Annotated in this window: 13 protein-coding genes; 5 read left to right on the top strand and 8 right to left on the bottom strand. The window is 61.6% G+C overall.

Translation table 11 applies throughout. The features are described 5' to 3' along the window. Window positions 1-489: 489 nt before the first annotated feature. The 3 genes from AC3EA7_RS03700 to AC3EA7_RS03690 are packed head-to-tail and all read left to right on the top strand — an operon-like array spanning window position 490 to window position 3,001. Complete coding sequence (locus AC3EA7_RS03700) at window positions 490-1,686, top strand: TRM11 family SAM-dependent methyltransferase (RefSeq protein WP_488612682.1); 1,197 nt, start codon at window positions 490-492, stop codon at window positions 1,684-1,686. After that, complete coding sequence (locus AC3EA7_RS03695) at window positions 1,680-1,838, top strand: hypothetical protein (protein WP_488612681.1); 159 nt, start codon at window positions 1,680-1,682, stop codon at window positions 1,836-1,838. Before AC3EA7_RS03700 ends, AC3EA7_RS03695 begins: the two co-directional genes overlap by 7 nt. Further along, window positions 1,835-3,001, top strand: a complete 1,167-nt coding sequence (locus tag AC3EA7_RS03690) for a glycoside hydrolase 5 family protein (protein WP_488612680.1) — start codon at window positions 1,835-1,837, stop codon at window positions 2,999-3,001. Before AC3EA7_RS03695 ends, AC3EA7_RS03690 begins: the two co-directional genes overlap by 4 nt. A gap of 1,208 nt (window positions 3,002-4,209) precedes the next feature. Here AC3EA7_RS03690 and AC3EA7_RS03685 read toward each other — a convergent pair. Next, window positions 4,210-5,367, bottom strand: a complete 1,158-nt coding sequence (locus AC3EA7_RS03685) for a glycosyltransferase family 4 protein (protein ID WP_488612679.1) — start codon at window positions 5,365-5,367, stop codon at window positions 4,210-4,212. A 21-nt stretch (window positions 5,368-5,388) separates the two neighbouring features. After that, window positions 5,389-6,120, bottom strand: coding sequence for a signal peptidase I (gene lepB / locus AC3EA7_RS03680; protein ID WP_488612678.1), 732 nt, complete (start codon window positions 6,118-6,120; stop codon window positions 5,389-5,391). Window positions 6,121-6,268: 148 nt separating this feature from the next. Here lepB and AC3EA7_RS03675 point away from each other — a divergent pair, with 148 nt between their 5' ends. Together AC3EA7_RS03675 and AC3EA7_RS03670 are read left to right on the top strand one after the other, a co-directional pair. Further along, the gene (locus tag AC3EA7_RS03675) at window positions 6,269-7,261 is read left to right on the top strand and encodes a radical SAM protein (protein ID WP_488612677.1); all 993 of its coding nucleotides are present in this window, start codon (window positions 6,269-6,271) and stop codon (window positions 7,259-7,261) included. Window positions 7,262-7,331: 70 nt separating this feature from the next. Then, complete coding sequence (locus AC3EA7_RS03670) at window positions 7,332-7,754, top strand: FHA domain-containing protein (RefSeq protein ID WP_488612676.1); 423 nt, start codon at window positions 7,332-7,334, stop codon at window positions 7,752-7,754. On the opposite strand, the gene der is transcribed toward AC3EA7_RS03670, so the two are convergent. The 6 genes from der to uvrB form a co-directional block, all read right to left on the bottom strand. Beyond that, window positions 7,755-9,239: a ribosome biogenesis GTPase Der gene (der, locus tag AC3EA7_RS03665; protein WP_488612675.1), complete on the bottom strand. Its 1,485-nt coding sequence runs from the start codon at window positions 9,237-9,239 to the stop codon at window positions 7,755-7,757. Window positions 9,240-9,248: 9 nt separating this feature from the next. Then, window positions 9,249-10,943: an HD domain-containing phosphohydrolase gene (locus tag AC3EA7_RS03660; RefSeq protein WP_488612674.1), complete on the bottom strand. Its 1,695-nt coding sequence runs from the start codon at window positions 10,941-10,943 to the stop codon at window positions 9,249-9,251. A 39-nt stretch (window positions 10,944-10,982) separates the two neighbouring features. Next, window positions 10,983-12,488: a DUF512 domain-containing protein gene (locus tag AC3EA7_RS03655; RefSeq protein WP_488612673.1), complete on the bottom strand. Its 1,506-nt coding sequence runs from the start codon at window positions 12,486-12,488 to the stop codon at window positions 10,983-10,985. Between the two features lie 40 nt (window positions 12,489-12,528). Next, a complete protein-coding gene (locus AC3EA7_RS03650; protein ID WP_488612672.1) occupies window positions 12,529-12,741 on the bottom strand; it encodes a hypothetical protein in 213 nt (70 codons plus the stop codon). 191 nt (window positions 12,742-12,932) lie between these two features. Next, a complete protein-coding gene (locus AC3EA7_RS03645; protein WP_488612671.1) occupies window positions 12,933-14,561 on the bottom strand; it encodes an NAD-dependent malic enzyme in 1,629 nt (542 codons plus the stop codon). Window positions 14,562-14,770: 209 nt separating this feature from the next. After that, on the bottom strand, window positions 14,771-16,783 hold the full coding sequence (uvrB, locus tag AC3EA7_RS03640; protein ID WP_488612670.1) for an excinuclease ABC subunit UvrB: 2,013 nt from the start codon (window positions 16,781-16,783) through the stop codon (window positions 14,771-14,773). Between the last annotated feature and the right edge of the window lie 359 nt (window positions 16,784-17,142).

The following is a 17,142-nucleotide window of genomic DNA, read 5'->3' as shown; positions in this document are numbered from 1 at the left end:
CAGAGGCGAGAGGCGAGAGGTCAGAGGCGAGAGGCGAGAGGTCAGAGGCGAGAGGCGAGAGGTCAGAGGCGAGAGGCGAGAGGTCAGAGGCGAGAGGCGAGAGGTCAGAGGCGAGAGGTGAGAGGTCAGAGGCGAGAGGCGAGAGGTCAGAGGCGAGAGGCGAGAGGTCAGAGGCGAGAGGTCAGAGGCGAGAGGTGAGAGGTGAGAGGTGGAAACGTGAGCGACCTTTGAGGTCTGCTCCGCTGCTGTCGTCATTGCCAGTAACTATCGCGAGCGGCAAGGCGCATCTCCACTGAACCGGACTTGCCGCGACCTCAAAGGTCTTCGTCGGGGGCGAGGGGCGCGAAGTGCGAAGGTGTGCCTGACCCGGTTCTCAGTCCCGGTTCTCTCAGAACACACGTTCTACAACCATGTTGAAACCACGCGCCGGATGGTTTATACTTCTCGAACCAACAGGACATCTCTTCGTCTTCACAAGGGAAGGAACAAATGGACGCCAGCGAATCCACACTCGTTGCTCCCCGGACAAAGCGCCATCGTCCGAGCAACGGCGAGATGAACCGGTTGCTCGATCAGGATCGTCCGGCGCACGACTGGTATCGGTTCGTGCTCTCCTTCCCGCCGCACCTGGTGCGTGAGTACATTGAGCGTTTCGGGATTCTGCGCCAGCATCGCGTGCTCGATCCGTTCTGCGGCACAGGCACAACCATTGTTGAATGCAAAAAACGCGGCATTCCCGGTGTGGGCGTCGAAGCCAATCCCTTCGCCCATTTCGCCGCGCAGGTCAAATGCGACTGGTCTCCTGATCCAGATGAACTGCTTCAGCACTCCGAATATGTCGCCGGGCGCGCGCGCGCACTGCTCGAAGCCGACGGCATCGAAGACGATCCGGTATTCATCAGCGCGAATCCGCCGGTTAGTCGCACCCTGCGCACGCTCGATGCAGAACGGATGAACCTCTTGCTGGCGAACTCGATCAGTCCGCTGCCGCCGCACAAAGTACTGGTTCTGCTCGATTGCTTGCAGCGGCATGCCGATCCGCGCTTCATCCGTCACCAGCAACTCGCTCTGGCAAAAGCGCTGGCATGCGCCATCGGCAATCTCCATTTCGGCCCGGAAGTCGGCGTCGGTCCGATGAAAGCCGATGCGCCAGTGATCGCACTCTGGTTCGACGGCATCTCGAACATGGCGCACGATCTCCGCCATCTGCGCGCATTGAACCGGACCGAAGCCGTCGTTCATCGCGGTGACGCCCGGCGCGTTCTGGACATGATCGAACCATGCTTGATCGATGCCGTGATCACCTCTCCGCCCTATCCGAACGAAAAAGATTACACGCGAACAACACGACTTGAAAGCGTTCTGCTGGGATTTATCCGCAGCAAAAGCGACCTTCGCGCATCGAAGCAGCATCTTCTCCGTTCAAATACGCGAAACGTGTATGTATCCGACGATGACGATCAATGGATTGCATCCCATCCGGTTATTCACCATCTTGCCGACATGATCGAAGTGCGACGCATCCAGCTGGGGAAAACCTCAGGCTTTGAGCGTCTCTACGCGCGAGTAACAAAACTCTACTTCGGCGGCATGGCGCGTCATCTCGCCGAACTCCGCACCGTTCTGCACCCAGGCGCGCATCTCGCCTATGTCGTCGGCGATCAGGCGTCCTATTCCGTGTGCTGATCCGCACCGGCGAGTTGCTTGCCGATATTGCCCGCACACTGGGGTATGAGGCGCTCGACATCGCGCTCTTTCGCACCCGGATCGCAACGTCAACCAAAGAGCAGTTGCGCGAAGAAGTCGTCATCCTGCGCTGGCCTGGTTCTGATAGATGACTGAACGCAAACCAACCAATCGCGCATCACTTCCAACCAACACCTCCTGGCGCCGTCACCGCCGGCTGCTCCTCGCCGCACCGCTGGCGCTCGCCGCAGCCGCCGCTGAGTTCTGGGCAGTGCGCGCGCCGCGCTCGCTGCACCTCCCGCCGCAGCAACAGGTCATCACGATCAATCCGAAGATCGGCATTCATACACGCCTCACCGGCATCGGCGACGAGGGGTATATCCGGCGCACGCTCGAACAGGTGCGCGAGATGGGCGCGCGCTGGATCGTCGATCTCTTCCCCTGGGCGTATGTGCAGCCGCGTTCGCGCTTCGGGTTCGACTGGACGGGCGCCGATATGGTCGTGCGCCACGCAGTGCGCCAGGGATTGCAGGTGCTTGCCCGGCTCGATATTGTGCCGCAGTGGGCGCGTCCGCGCGACTCGAACGACCGCTACCTCGACGAAGCGCACTACGCCGATTTCGCCGCCTATGCAACAGCCTTCCTTCAGCGTTACCGCGTCGATGGCGTGCGGCACATCATTATCTGGAACGAACCAAACCTCACCTTCGAGTGGGGGCGGCGGCAACCCGATCCGGCCGGTTATGCCGCGCTGCTGCAGGCAGTCTACCCGCGCGTCAAAGCCGCTGTGCCCGATGCCGTCGTCATCGCCGGGGCGCTCTCACCCGGCGGCGATCTCGGCGACAACGCCGAGGTGCGGATGGGGGACTTGCGCTACATTACCGAACTGTACGCCGCCGGCGCTGCGCCCTGGTTTGATGCCTGGGCTGTCCACAACTATGGCGCGCAGCAACCGCACGATGCGCCGCCGGCGCCGGAGGAGGTCAACTTCCGGCGCGTTGAACTCATCCACGACCTGCTGACCTACCTGGGAGACGGTCACAAGCCGATCTTCATCACTGAGGGGGGATGGAACGACCATCCGCGCTGGTCGGCGGCGGTGCGTCCGGCGCAACGGGTGCGCTGGACGATTGGCGCCTACCAGATGGCGCTGGCATGGCCCTGGCTCGAAGCGATGTGCCTCTGGCAGTTCAGCACTCCCTGGCAGGCGCGCACATATCAGGATAACTGGAACTTTGTGGCGGCGGATGGGACGCCAAAGGCGATCTACTGGGCAGTGCGTGATTATGCTGTGCCGCCTGATCTGCGACGATAAAGGCGCGCGCCAGATCGCGGTAGACCGCAGCGCGTCGCACATAGTCGCGGGCAGTGGGGTTGGCGGCAATATCCTCCGCAGCGACGATTCCCTGATTGTGCCAGGCAGCGAGCGCCTGCCAGGTCACCGGTACGCCTTCATAGCGCGCGCGATGCACACCGCGCTCCAGGTTGGCTGCCAGATACTCGACCGCCAGCGCGGGCCGGATCAATTCGCTGTTGATGGCAGCGTACAGTTCCGCCTGCGTGCGATAGCGCGCCGGATCGATCCGGCTCCCCGCAATGCGCAGGTCAATGCTGATGGGTCGGTCTGAACCTTTGACCGGCAGTTCGCCGCGCAGCATTTCGAGCGCTACGGAGGGGCGAATATTGCTGGGCCAGACGGTCAGGTCGGCGCCAAAGGCGTTGAGCGTCATCTGCGCCGCCTGATACCACGGCGTCAGCGGGCGTAATGGCGGAACCGCCTCTTCCAGCCAGCCAAAATGTTCGTTGTAGAGCGCCAGGGCGATGATCGATGCAAACTCTGCGTCGTCCATCCCCGAAATCGCCGGATCGTTGTGGCGCGCCGCTGCGTCGAGAATGACCGGACGCAGTGTTTCCATCTGCGCTGCGAATGTCGGGCGCACGAATGGCTGTCCATGCACCGGTGCTGTCGCCAGCGATACGGGTGTGTGTGAAAGGGCGATGGCGAGTGAGATGATGATAAAGATGCGGGTGATGAGAACTGAGAACTGAGAACTGAGAACCGGGATGCGCAGCCTGCGATGCGAGAACCGGAACGTGGGCGCGGGGAACCAGGCGATAAAAGGTGATTGACGAACACCGAAGCTCTGGCGCCAGAAGGCGACAACCCAGGCATATATCATTGGAAGAAGCCAGTGATGCGCTTGCCGGAACTCGCGCATAGCGGGATGCTCCGCGTGTGTTTGAGACATATCTGTATGATCAGGAGAATGCCGTGCGCCTCTATCCGCCTGCCAACCTGCATTGCACCCATTTTTGAACCACAGAGGCGCAGAGGTGCTCAGAGTGGTTCCACCTTCAACCTTTCGCCTTCCCCCAGACCCTTGAGGTCGGTACACATAAACAGGGGGTAAGGATCGTTCTGTCAGCGAGGTTCCATAGCAGAAATCGGTCAGCAGCAGAGACCTCAAGGGTCAGGCCCGCTCCCTCTTCCACTCTCACGCCTCACGCCTCACTCCTCATACCTCACCCACACGCTGCCTGCCGATACACCGCCAGCGTTCGCTCCGCCGTCGTGCGCCAGGAGAAGCAGCGGGCGCGCGCAAGCCCTCGGTTCCGCAATTCGGCGCGCAGATCGGCATCAGAGAGCAGTCGCAGCATCGCCTCCGCCAGCGCGTCGGCGTCGGTTGGCGGGACGACAAGCGCCGCCGCCTGATCGGGATGTCCGTCTGTTGCTCCCACCACTTCGGGAAGACTGCTGCTGTCGCTGACAATCACCGGCGTGCCGCACGCCATTGCCTCGAGCGGCGGCATGCCAAACCCTTCATACAACGATGGAAAGACAAAGATGGTTGCCGCCGCATACCAGAGCGCCTGGTCTTTCTGATCGATATACCCGACAAAGCGGAGTCGGTCGCCGAGGCCAAATTGTTCGGCGCGCGCCAGAATCGGCTCGTACAGCCACCCTTTTGCGCCGCCAATGAGCAGCGGCGCATCGACATCGCGCGCAATCCGGGCATATGCTTCCAGGAGCAGCGGCAGATTCTTGCGCGGTTCGAGCGTGCCGAGGAACAACACGAATCGGTCGGGCAACCCGACGCGGCGGCGAAACGCCTCGAGCACCACCGGATCAGGGGGTGCAAAGCGTGCATCGGCAGCGTTGGGCGTCACAACCACGCGCTCTGGCGGAACGTGGAGCCAGCGCACGATTTCGCGCCGGGTAAACTCCGACACCGCCAGGAGATAGCGGGCGCGGCGCGCCGCAACCCGGATCGCCCACCGGGTGTACATCCGGTTGACGCGGCGAAACGTCTGCGGAAACAGAAACGCGCTCAGATCATGGATGGTGACCACCGACGGAACCGGGCAAGCGAGCGGCATCACATTGAGGACGCCATGGTACACGTCGGCGTGGGAGACGCGCAGGAGCGCCGGCGCCAGCAATTGTTCCCACGGAATGCGAACGCGCGGATTGATTGTCGGCAAACGACTCGACCGGACGCGGAAGTTGGGCGGCAACCCAAGCGCTGCGCTGTCGAGACCGCGCGTGGTATATACCGTGTACCGGTTTTGCCGGTCGATCTCCCCCAGGTGAATGAGCAGCGCCTCGACGTAGTTCGACACCCCGGCGCGCCGGAAGGAGCGCGTATGGGCAAGAAGATGCGCATTGATAGCAACGTGCATGCGCGATTCGTTTATAATAGGTTATGGCAGTGCAGCATACGTTGGCAAAGGGATCGCGCCCCAATGCTCACGCGGCCAGTACGAAATCCATGCCTGTCCAATAATCCGATCCAGCGGCAGATCGTCCCATTCACGCGAGTCGCTGCTATTGGTGCGGTTATCTCCCATGACGAAGACCGTCCCTGGATCGACCACCACCGGAGCACGGGCGCATGGATCTTCGAAGCGGCAGGTGGTTGTGATGCCCTGAAGGTATGGTTCATCGAGCAAAATGCCATTGATGTACACGCGGCCATCTCGAATTTCGACCGTTTCGCCTGGCAAGGCAATGACGCGCTTGATATAATCTTTGCTCATGTCGCGCGGATACTCGAACACCACCACATCGCCTCGGCGCGGGGTGCGAAAGGGATAGACCACGCGCGGCGGCAGATCGGCATTACCGGGCAGCAGGCGCAGCGGCGCATTCAGATCGAAGTGGAAGAAGATCAGTTTATTGACCAGAATGTACTGCCCGCTGTGCAGATTTGGCTCCATGCTCTGGCCCTCGATCTTAAAATTCTGGATCGCACCGCGCACAATCAAAAAGACCAGTAGAATAAAGATGGCGGTTTCCAGCATCTCCCGCACAATGCTGCGGACTGCCAGCGCCGGGGAGGGAGCGACAGCAGGTGTATCGACTGTCTCGACCGGGTGATCGGCGATCGAAGGGCGATCCAGCCCAAGCCGGCGACGCAGTGGTGTTTCGTCCATACGCTCTTTATCGTGTCGGCTGCGCCCGGTTGCCGGGCAACAGACCGGCAGTCAGGATTTATAATGCACCCTATGCCAGCGCAACGCCTTGCGCGGCGTACTCCAGGATTATACCCGATCAGGCACGAGAATGCTAGCAGGTGGGTCCATGCGCTACACCAGTCTTGTTGAAGCGCTCGATGATGAAGCGCTACGCTGCAATGTCTGCCAGTGGCATTGCGAATTGAAGCCGCACCAGAAAGGGCGTTGCAGGGTGCGCGCCCGTGATACGCATGGCATTGCCGTTCACAATGATGGACTCATCAGTGTCGCAACGGTTGGGCCGATCGACGAACATCGATTATGGCACTTTTTTCCAGGCACCCAGGTGCTGACGCTCGGCGGGTGGGGATATGCGTTTCCGGAAGATCAGCATCGCGGGCAATATGGAACAACGCCATCAGACGAACAGCAGCAACGACGGCTTGCCCCAGAGCGCGCCGCGACATTCGCGCTGGATCGTCTCTGCCGGGGTATTGTCTGGAGTTACAGCGACCCATCCGTGGCGCACGAGTATGTGTTCGACCTGCTCCGCACGGCGCGAGCGACCAGCCGATATACCGCACTCGTGACCAGTGGGTTCCTGACGATCGAAGCGCTCGATCAGATCGGGCACTACCTGGATGGGATATGCCTGGAATTGCGCGCCTTCGACGACGCTGCATATCGCCGCCTTGCCGGCGTGGAACGATGGCGCGGCATTCTGGAAGTTGCCGCGCACGCCTTTTATCGCTGGCATTGTCACGTCGAGGTTGTCACCCGCCTGCATCCCGGCGTGAATGACTCGGTTGACCATATTCACGGACTGACCAACTGGATCCGGACAGCGCTCAGTCCATTCACGCCATGGCACGTCATCCCCGGTGATGCCGGCGCAGCGGCCGCAGCGTCGGTCGCGCGCGCCCGCCGGATAGGCGCAGAGGCGGGTTTGACATACGTGTACGGACCAGAACCAGGCCAGGCGACGGTCTGCCCATCGTGTATGTCGGTGGTTATCGAGCGGAGCGGCGGTATTACGCGCGTGACCGGCGTTGATGATGGACGATGTAGGACATGCGGCGCCAATCTTCATTTGCGCACATCAATCTTCAAGCATGCGTAGCATGGCCGTTTGACGGTCGTGGCAGAGCGGGATACAATCGCGTGCAGGAGCGGAGCACAGGAGAGCGACTATGGACAACAGTTCCGGGCAGCAATCGCCCACCACGCGGAGTGACATGCCGGCACAAACAGGTCCCACGTCAGCCGCGCGCCTGATTGTTCGGCGTGATGGGGTGATTGAACGAAGGATGGTACTGGGAGAAGTGGCCATTACCGTCGGACGCGCACTGAGCAACGACCTGGTGTTGGGATACGAAGGAATCTCACGCCGCCACGCCGAGTTTCATCCCTGTCCGGAAGGAGTGATGGTGATGGATGTGGGCAGCGCCAATGGCACTTTCGTCAATGGCCGCCGCCTTGCACCCAATGTGCCGCATCTGCTCACCGACGGGATGTTTTGCATGATCGGACCCTACACGATCACGTATCATGCGCCAGGTTCGCTCTCGCATATCGGCGCCTTGCCGACGGTTCCTCTTCCTGAGGGATCGTGACTACTCATTCGTCCAGTAGACCTCGGCCTCTTCGTCGAAATCGTCTTGATCCCAGATTTCGACATGCTCTTCGGGCGACACGGCGCTATGGACGCGGATCGCCGGGGTGGCGCGCGTTCGGCGCGCCGGAGATTTGCCATGTTCCTCGCGCTTTGTGCGCGTGCGAAACACGATCTTGATTGGCGTGCCGGTAAAGTCGTACCGCTCGCGGATGCGGTTTTCTAAATAGCGCGCATAGCCCCAGTGCACCTGCTCCGCCTGATTGGCAAAGAAGAGAAAGACCGGCGGCGCAACCTGCGGCTGCGTTGCGTAGTAGAGTCGCAGGTGCGCTCCTTTGTGCACCGCAGTTGGCGGATGCTCATAAACGGCGCGCCGCAGCAGCGCATTGAGTTCCGATGTTGGGATGCGGCGCTGCCGGTTCTGCGCAATATCCAGCGCCAGCGGCAACACTTTATCGACGCGCTGACCGGTCTTCGCCGAAATGAACAACAGCGGCGCATACGGCATGAACCTGAACGCATCGCGGACGTGGCGGCTGAATTCGTCGAAGGTGTAGTTGTCCTTCACCACCAGGTCCCATTTATTGACCAGGATCGCAACGCCTTTCAGCGACTCGAGGATCATACCGGCGATATGCGTATCCTGTGCCGTTACGCCTTCGGTCGCATCGATAAGGAGCAACGCGACATCGGCGCGTTCGATGGCGCGTAGCGCGCGCATCACGCTGTACCGCTCAAGGCCGCGTTCGATCTTGCCACGCCGCCGGATGCCGGCGGTGTCGATCAGCAATGCCTTAACGCCATCGATCTCAATCGGCGTATCGATGCTATCGCGCGTGGTGCCGGGAATATCGCTGACAACGCTCCGCTCCTGACCGAGCAGGCGGTTGAGCAGCGACGATTTACCGACGTTCGGGCGCCCCACGATGGCGATCTTGATCGCAGCGTCATCCTCTTCCACTTCGACCACGGGCAGCGCCTCGGTCACCCGGTCGAGCACGTCGCCGACGCCAATGCCGTGGTAGGCGCTCATCGGGATGGGTTCGCCCAGGTTCAGCGCATAGAATTCGACTGCATCCATTGCCCGTTCGCGGTTGTCGGATTTATTGGCGGCAAGCACCACCGGCTTATCAGTGCGGCGCAGCACCTCGGCGACGGCGGCGTCGGCAGCGGTCAAACCTTCGCGGCTGTCGACGATGAAGATGATGACATCCGCTTCGGCGATTGCCAGTTCCGCCTGTTCGCGCACCCGGCGCGCAATTTCCAGTTGCGGCGTGCCCGGCGTCAGGTCGTCTTCGTCGAGCAGCAGACCGGCGGTGTCGACCACGGTAAACACCTGGCCATTCCATTCCGTATCGCCGTAGAGCCGGTCGCGGGTCGTGCCGGGAATATCTTCCACAATCGAGCGGCGCTCACCGATCAACCGGTTGAACAGGGTCGATTTGCCGACGTTTGGGCGCCCGACAAGAGCAACTATCGGTTTCATGCTGTTCCTTCACCCCCTTTCTATGCCGGTCGCGCGCTCGACCTGCGTTTTGACGAGCGGGTGCCCCTTTGCGCGCGCGCGCGCGAGCGCCTCGACGCAGGCGACATCGAATTCAATGCCCTTCCGCTCAGTAAGATACGCAATCGCGCGCTCTGCACTCCACGATTCTTTGTAGGGCCGGGCGCTAGTCAGCGCATCGAAAACATCGGCGACCGCGACGATCCGCGCAATCCACGAAATCTGGTCGCCCGCGATGCGGTGCGGGTAGCCGTTGCCATCGAGACGCTCGTGGTGCTGGAGCAGTGCTGGCAGCTCGATGCGCAGCAGACGCCTGAGTTCTTCCTGGCTCATAATCTCGTAGCCTTTGGTTGTATGGCTACGCATCTCGATCAGTTCTTCGTCGGTCAGGCGGCCCGGCTTATCGAGAATGGCGTCCGGCACGCCGATCTTCCCAATATCGTGCAACAGGCTGCCGATGCGGACATGGAACGTCTGCTCATCGGACAGCCCCAACTCTTCCGCGATTGCAACTGAAAAATCGGAGACGCGGCGCGAATGGTGCTGATTATTGCGATCGCGCGCATCGACGGCTTCGACGAGCGCCTTGATCATGCCGAGCAACAGGTTCTGCGTATCGGAATACAGCCGCGAGAGTTGCAGCACCGTCGCCGCGAGATTGGCAAACGACTCGAACAGAGTCACATCATCATCGGTAAACGGACCACCGATTTTGTTGAGCGCCTGGGCGCCGCCAATAATACGCGCTGCCACACGACCGCGCTCCGCGCCAAGTTCGATGCTGGGCGCATGGAGCGGCACACACAGGATCGAGCGCGTCACAAAGCCGCTCTGCTGGTCCACCCCCTGGTAATGGCGCACATCGTTGCGCACATCATCCACCCGGACGACCTCGCCGGTCGCCACGACATGCCCGATGATCCCCTGACCAAACGGCATGGTCATACCGGCGACTTTTGCACCGCGCGATCCGGTGGCGACGTGTGAGCGCAACACAGGGTTGGCTTCGTCTTCGTCATCGATTTCCCATACCGATGTCGCCTCACAGTTGAGCAGGTCACGGGCATAGTCCATAATCAGGTTCAACAAATGCTGACGGTCCAGCGTCGTCGTCAGGCGCGCCGCAATATCCGCCAGCGCGCGCTGCCGCCGTTCACGGCGATGGGTCTCCTCGAGCAGGCGCGTCTTATCGATGACGCTCACCATCACATTGCCAAGAATGCGGAGCAGCGCCAGTTCTTCATCGGCATCGATCGCATGGGAAGGCAGATTAAAAACCTGCACCACACCGATCGGTCGTTCCTCGATGATCAGCGGCAGACAGTACATGGTGCGCAAGCGGAGCGACGCCAGTTCGCCGATGCTGCGGTCCCAGCGCGGGTCTTCGGCGACATTGTGGACGAAGATCGGCTCACGCGCGCGCAGCGCCGCGCCTGCCACGCCACGGCTTGCCGGGATGCGCATGCCGAGCAGTTGCTGGCTCGTCACATCACCCTTGACAACATGAAAGACGAGTTCATCACGATCCGGATGGTACAGATAGAGCGTTCCTGCTTCGGCGTGCGCTTCTTCGACAAACAGATCAAGCGTGCGATCAAGCAGCGCAGCAAGGTTAGTCTGCGCCGCCGTCTGCGTGGCGCGCTGAATGACGCTCAGAACACGATGTATCGTCAGGTCGTGATCCACGTAGTCACCTCGCTTGCACCGATAGGCGCCAATCCTCTTTCATCGTTCAACGCTCAACGCCCGCACATACCGCACAATCTCGTCCGGTTCGCCGACAACGGCGACGACCGCGCCACTCTCGGCGCTGATGCGCTCGACGGTGTATTCGTCGATGGTACGCGCGCCGGTATGGTCGAACATCACCCGCGGCAGCAACACCCGTCGCGCGCCGGCGTCCCGAATGACAGGCACGACATCCTGCCCCATCAACAGACCAGAGACGGTCACCGTTTCGCCGAAGAACCGGTTGACGACCGGCAACAGGCGCACCTCCAGGTTAGTAATCCGGTTCAAACGATCAACAACGCGCTGCAGGGTCGGCGCGATCAACGTCCCGCACACGATCGTCAGTTCGGCAGGTTGGGGCAGGCGGGCAGGCAGGCGGCGCTGCGCTTTCGCCCATCCATCGAGGAAATCGCGCGTCATGCCGACGCCATTGGAATACTGCGGCATGCCGTCATAATCGGCGGCAGGCGGCAGATCGCGCCCGCACAGCAGATAGAATTCATCGGAGGCGTACACGATGCCAACGCCATAGCGACGGCGGAACTCCTGCTGATACGCCTCGACCGCGTCGAGAATGCGCGGCGCTTCATCGGAGCGGTAGCAGCGCATTGGTACATCGGCAGCGACAATCTGGCGCGCACAGTACCCGAGATTGGCAACCTGCCCCTCATGCGAACGCACCGCGTCATCCCAACGCGGCTGTCGCTCCCAGGTGGCATCGACCCACTCTGGCGTTTCGTGAATCTGAATGGCTGCTTTGATCGTCTGCGGACGTTTCCCGTCGAAGCGATACTTCGTCAACCCCACCGGCACGACCGCGATGGTCTGCACAATCGGATAGAAAGACGCAAGATCGCGGATGCTCTGGTGAAGCGCGGCGCCGTCGTTGATCTCTGGCAAGGCGACGATCTGCGTGTGGACGGTGATGCCGATGCGACCGAGACGCCGGATTTGTTCGAGGACATCCGGCACGTCCGGTTTCCCCAACAGCACGGCGCGCAATGCGCGATCAGTCGCGTGAACCGAAATATACTGCGGGCTGAGACGCTGCTGCTCGATCCGCTGCCAGTCGTCTTCGGTCAGGTTGGTGAAGGTCACGAAATTGCCGTACAGGAAACCCAGACGGTAATCGTCGTCCTTCAGGTAGAGCGAACGTCGCAACCCCTTCGGCATTTGGGTCAAAAAGCAAAAGGGACATTTATTGTTGCAGGTGCGCAGGCGTTCAAAGAGCGGCTCGACGAACTCGATTCCGAGGTCGTCATCGGCATCCTTTTCGATCTCGTAGACTATCTCTTCATCGCCGCGACGCACCAGCAGTTCGATAGATGCTTCGGCTATCGCAAAGCGATAGTCGATCACATCGCGCAGGCGCAGATCGCCCACTGCAAGGACCACATCTCCCGGTTGCAGTCCAATGTCGGCGGCGATGCTTCCAGGAGCGACCGACGCAATTTCGCCCCCTTCGCCAGTAATACGTTTCAGGTCCGGTTGATATTCCATGAAGACACACGCATTGGCACAACAAAAATGTTGGTGCGGTTTACACCGCACCTACAAGACAGTATACCACATGCGAGCGTATCATGCCGTCGCCGCCTGGACTGAGGGTGCAGTCGTGAATCGACCGGAACTGCCGGATTGCTGCGGTGAACAAAACCGATCCAGCCTGCGCCAGCGGGCGGCGCACCCACAGCCCGCGCCGTCCCCCGCCGGACGCAAGGTGCGTGCCGGTGATGGTGTGACCGGTGTTCACCGCACAGACGCCAAGGCGCGAAGCGAGTGGGCGGGCGGCGCACCCACAGCCCGCGCCGTCCCCCGCCGGGCGTAAGCTGCATGCCGGTGATGGTGTGACCGATGTTCACCGCACAGACGCCAAGGCGCGAAGCGAGTGGGCGGGCGGCGCACCCACAGCCCGCGCCGTCCCCCGCCGGGCGTCGGGCGCTCTCACGCCATCTTCCGCACCCGCGGGTACGCGGGCGTCCACATGGTCGCTGCGATACGCGCCGCCTGTTCGTCGGCGCTGAGCGGTTCCGCCAACCCGGAGCGCGCCGCTTCGGCAGCCACAGCCTGCGCCACAGCGGGCGAGACCGTGCGCACCGCAGGGAGCGGCGGATAGAGCGATGCCGTCGGGTCCTGGCGCGCTGGCGAGAAGGCGCTCAATGCGCGCGCCGCCGCCACGAACATGGCGTCAGTTACGCGCCGGGCGTTCACTGCCAGAACGCCCAGCCCAACGCCAGGGAAGATGAAAACATTGTTGCACTGCCCGATAGCATACGTCTGTCCATTGTAGACAACCGGCTCGAAGGGGCTGCCGGTGGCGACCAGCGCCCGCCCCTCCGTCCAGGCGATCAGGTCGGCAGGAACCGCTTCGCTCTTCGAGGTCGGATTGGAGAGAGGGAAGATCACCGGTCGCTCGACATGCCGCGCCATTTCGCGCACCGTGCGCTCGTCGAACGCGCCCGGCTGCGCCGAGGTGCCGATCAGACAGGTGGGATGCACGTTTGCCACTACTTCGTGCAGGGTGAACGCTCCGCTTCCTTCGCGCGTCCATTCCTCCAGCATCTCATACGGCTGCGCATAGATCATCTTCGCCTCTTCGAGACCGGCGCGCCGGGTATGCACCAGATCGCGGCTGTCGATCAACCAGATCGACCGGCGCGCCTGCTCCAGTGGAATGCCCGCCTCGACCATCACCGCGACGATCTGATCGGCAATGCCGGTCGCCGCCGACCCCGCGCCCAGCATGACAATCCGCTGTTCCGCCAGCGGCACGCCGGAGATCTCGACGGCTGCCAGCCATCCTGCCAGCGTGACCGCGCCGGTGCCCTGGATGTCGTCGTTGAAACTGAGAATCCGGTCGCGGTACCGGTCGAGAATGCGGCGCGCATTGTCTTTGGCAAAATCCTCCCATTGCAGCAGCACATTCGGGAACACCTTCTCGACCGCCGTGACGAACTGTTCGATGAATTCGTCGTACTCCTCGCCGCGCACCCGCTCGTGGCGCCAACCCAGGTAGAGCGGGTCATCGAGCAGCGCCGGGTTGTTCGTGCCGACATCGAGGACAATCGGCAACGTCGTCGCCGGGTGGATGCCGGCGCAGAGGGTGTAGAGCGTCAGTTTGCCGATCGGAATGCCCATGCCGCCGATGCCCTGATCGCCAAGCCCCAGAATGCGTTCGCCGTCGGTGACGACGATGGCGCGCGTGTGTTCCCCCAGGGGCCAGGCGCGCAGCATCGCCTCGATCTGATCGCGGTGCGGATAGTCGATGAACAAGCCGCGCGGCCGGTGGAACAGGTGGCTGTAACGCTGGCAGGCGACGCCGACCTCCGGCGTGTAGACAATCGGCATCATCTCGGTAATATGTTCGAGCAGCAGCCGGTAGAAGAGCGTCTCGTTCCGGTCCTGCAAGTCGGTCAGGTAGAGGTAGCGGTCGAGATTATCCTTGCGCTGCTGGTAGTTGCGGTAGACGCGCGCCAGTTGTTCCTCAATCGTCGACACGTGATAGGGCGGCAACCCCAACAGACCCAGTTCTTCGCGCTCTTCGGCGCTCCAGGCGCTGCCTTTGTTGATCACCGGCTGTTGAGCGCCTCGTGACGGGTACGGTCGGTCTCCAGCGTCGCTCCCCCATCAGCGAACCGGATGCGGATCATAATGAACCTCCTGAAAACAGGACGACGGCGCGCGTTGCGCCGTCGCTTCGCACTGACGTTGCTGTGGGTTATCATACGCCAGGAACATGGCAGCGATAGTGAAGGGATGCAACCAGCACAATGGCGTTTCCTCTACAGGTGCGCCGGTTGCTGTTCCTCTTCGAGCGCCAGGGTGCGCCGCAGTTCGACGATCTGATCCCGCAGAGCGGCAGCCTTCTCGAATGCCAGGTCCTTTGCCGCCTGCTTCATCTGCTTCTCCAGTTCCTTGATCAGTTTGACGATCTCGTCCTTTGGAATCGGCAATTCTTCCACTGCCGCAGCAGCCCGGTAGACCCCGCGCTCCTCGGCGACTTTACGCACCCGGTCGGTCAGGTCGCGCACGGCTTTCGAGATGCCCACCGGGGTGATGTGGTGTTCGCGGTTGTACGCTTCCTGAATCGCGCGTCGGCGGTTGGTTTCGTCAATCGCAAACTGCATCGATGGCGTGATTGTGTCGGCATACATAATGACCGCGCCTTCAATGTGCCGCGCGGCGCGCCCGATGATCTGAATGAGCGATGACCCGCTGCGCAGATACCCTTCCTTATCGGCGTCGAGAATGGCAACCAGCGACACCTCCGGCAAATCGAGACCTTCACGCAACAGGTTGATGCCGACCACCACATCATACACGCCGAGCCGCAGATCGCGCAGGATTTCGATCCGTTCGAGCGTCTCGATGTCGGAGTGCAGATAACTGGTGCGGATGCCCATCTCCTTCAGGTAATCCGCCAGGTCCTCCGCCATACGCTTGGTCAGCGTTGTCACCAGCGCGCGCTGGCCCTTCTGCACCCGCCGCTTGATCTCGCCCACCAGGTCATCAATCTGCCCTCTAGTCGGGCGCACCTCGACGGTCGGGTCGAGCAGACCGGTCGGACGGATGATCTGCTCGACGATCTGCTGCGAATGTTCGTACTCGTAAGGACCCGGCGTCGCCGAAACGTAGATCACCTGGTGGATATGACGCTCGAACTCATCAAATCGCAGCGGTCGGTTGTCGAGCGCAGAGGGCAGGCGAAAACCATACTCGACGAGCGTCTCCTTGCGCGACCGGTCTCCAGCATACATGCCGCGGATCTGCGGCAGGGTGATGTGCGACTCATCGATGAAGAGGATGAAATCATCGGGAAAATAATCCAGCAGCGTCCACGGCGTCTGCCCGGGGGCGCGGCGGTCGAGGTGCCGCGAATAGTTCTCGACGCCAGAGCAGTAACCGACCTCAGAAAGCATTTCGAGATCGTAGTTGGTGCGCTGCTTGAGGCGCGCTGCTTCAAGAAACTTCCCCTGTCGCTCAAGTTCGGCGAGGCGCTCTATCAGTTCCTCCTGAATGTCGGTGATCGCCAGTTTGAGCGTTTCGGCGGTCGTAATGAAGTGCTTCGCCGGATAAATATCCACCGCAGTGCGCTCGATCAGCACCTCGCCGGTCAGGGGATCGAACTCGGTGATGCGCTCGACATCGTCGCCCCAAAACTCGACACGGATGGCAATCTCTTGATTGGCGGGGAAGATGTCCAGGGTATCGCCGCGCACCCGGAACGTGCCGCGGTGAAAGTCCATATCGTTACGCTCGAATTGCAGGTCGAGCAACTGACGCAACAGTTTATCGCGGTTGCGCACCTCGCCGACACGGATAGGGATGACGACCTGCCCATACTCGTGGGGCGAACCGAGACCGTAGATCGCCGACACCGACGCCACGATCAAAACATCGCGCCGGGTAAAGAGCGCCTGTGTCGCCGCATGACGCAGGCGGTCGATCTCCTCGTTGATCTCGGCTTCCTTTTCAATGTACAGGTCTTTGCTCGGCACATACGCTTCAGGGGTGTACATGTCGTAGTACGAAATGAACATCTCCACTGCCGCATCGGGCAGCAATTCGCGGAACTCGGCGTACAACTGGCTGACGAGCGTCTTGTTGTGCGCCATCACCAGCGCCGGTCGCTCCAGTTGGCTGAAGACGTGCGCCATGGTGAGCGTCTTGCCGGTGCCGGTGGCGCCGAGCAGCGTCTGATGTTTATATCCTGCGCGAATGCCTTCAACCAGTTGCGCAATCGCCTTCGGCTGATCGCCAGCCGGCTGAAAGGGCGCTTCAATGCGAAACGACATGTCTCTCAACCCTCCTCTGTACACCACTGCGACTCGTACATTATATCCTATGACTCTTCTGCGAGCTGCTGCCCGCGCCCTCGGCGTCGGGCAGCAGAGACCACACCACCCCCTTCCCCTCCTCTTGCCCCACACCTGCCTTCCCCCCCCGCATGCAGGAGGGTGAGGGAAGGGAAGCAGCGCCTCCCCCTCTCCCCTCGTGGGAGAAGGGGGCACGGGGGGTGAGGGGGTCCCTCTCCCCTCGTGGGAGCGGGAGGCACGGGGGGTGAGGGGGTCCCTCTCCCCTGGCGGGAGCGGGAGGCAGGGGGGTGAGGGAGTCCCTCTCCCCTGGCGGGAGCGGGAGGCAGGGGGGATGAGGG

It is taken from the genome of Roseiflexus sp., assembly GCF_057785375.1.
Note: the sequence above shows the minus strand (reverse complement) of the source record. Positions and strands in the feature narration are given on the sequence as shown.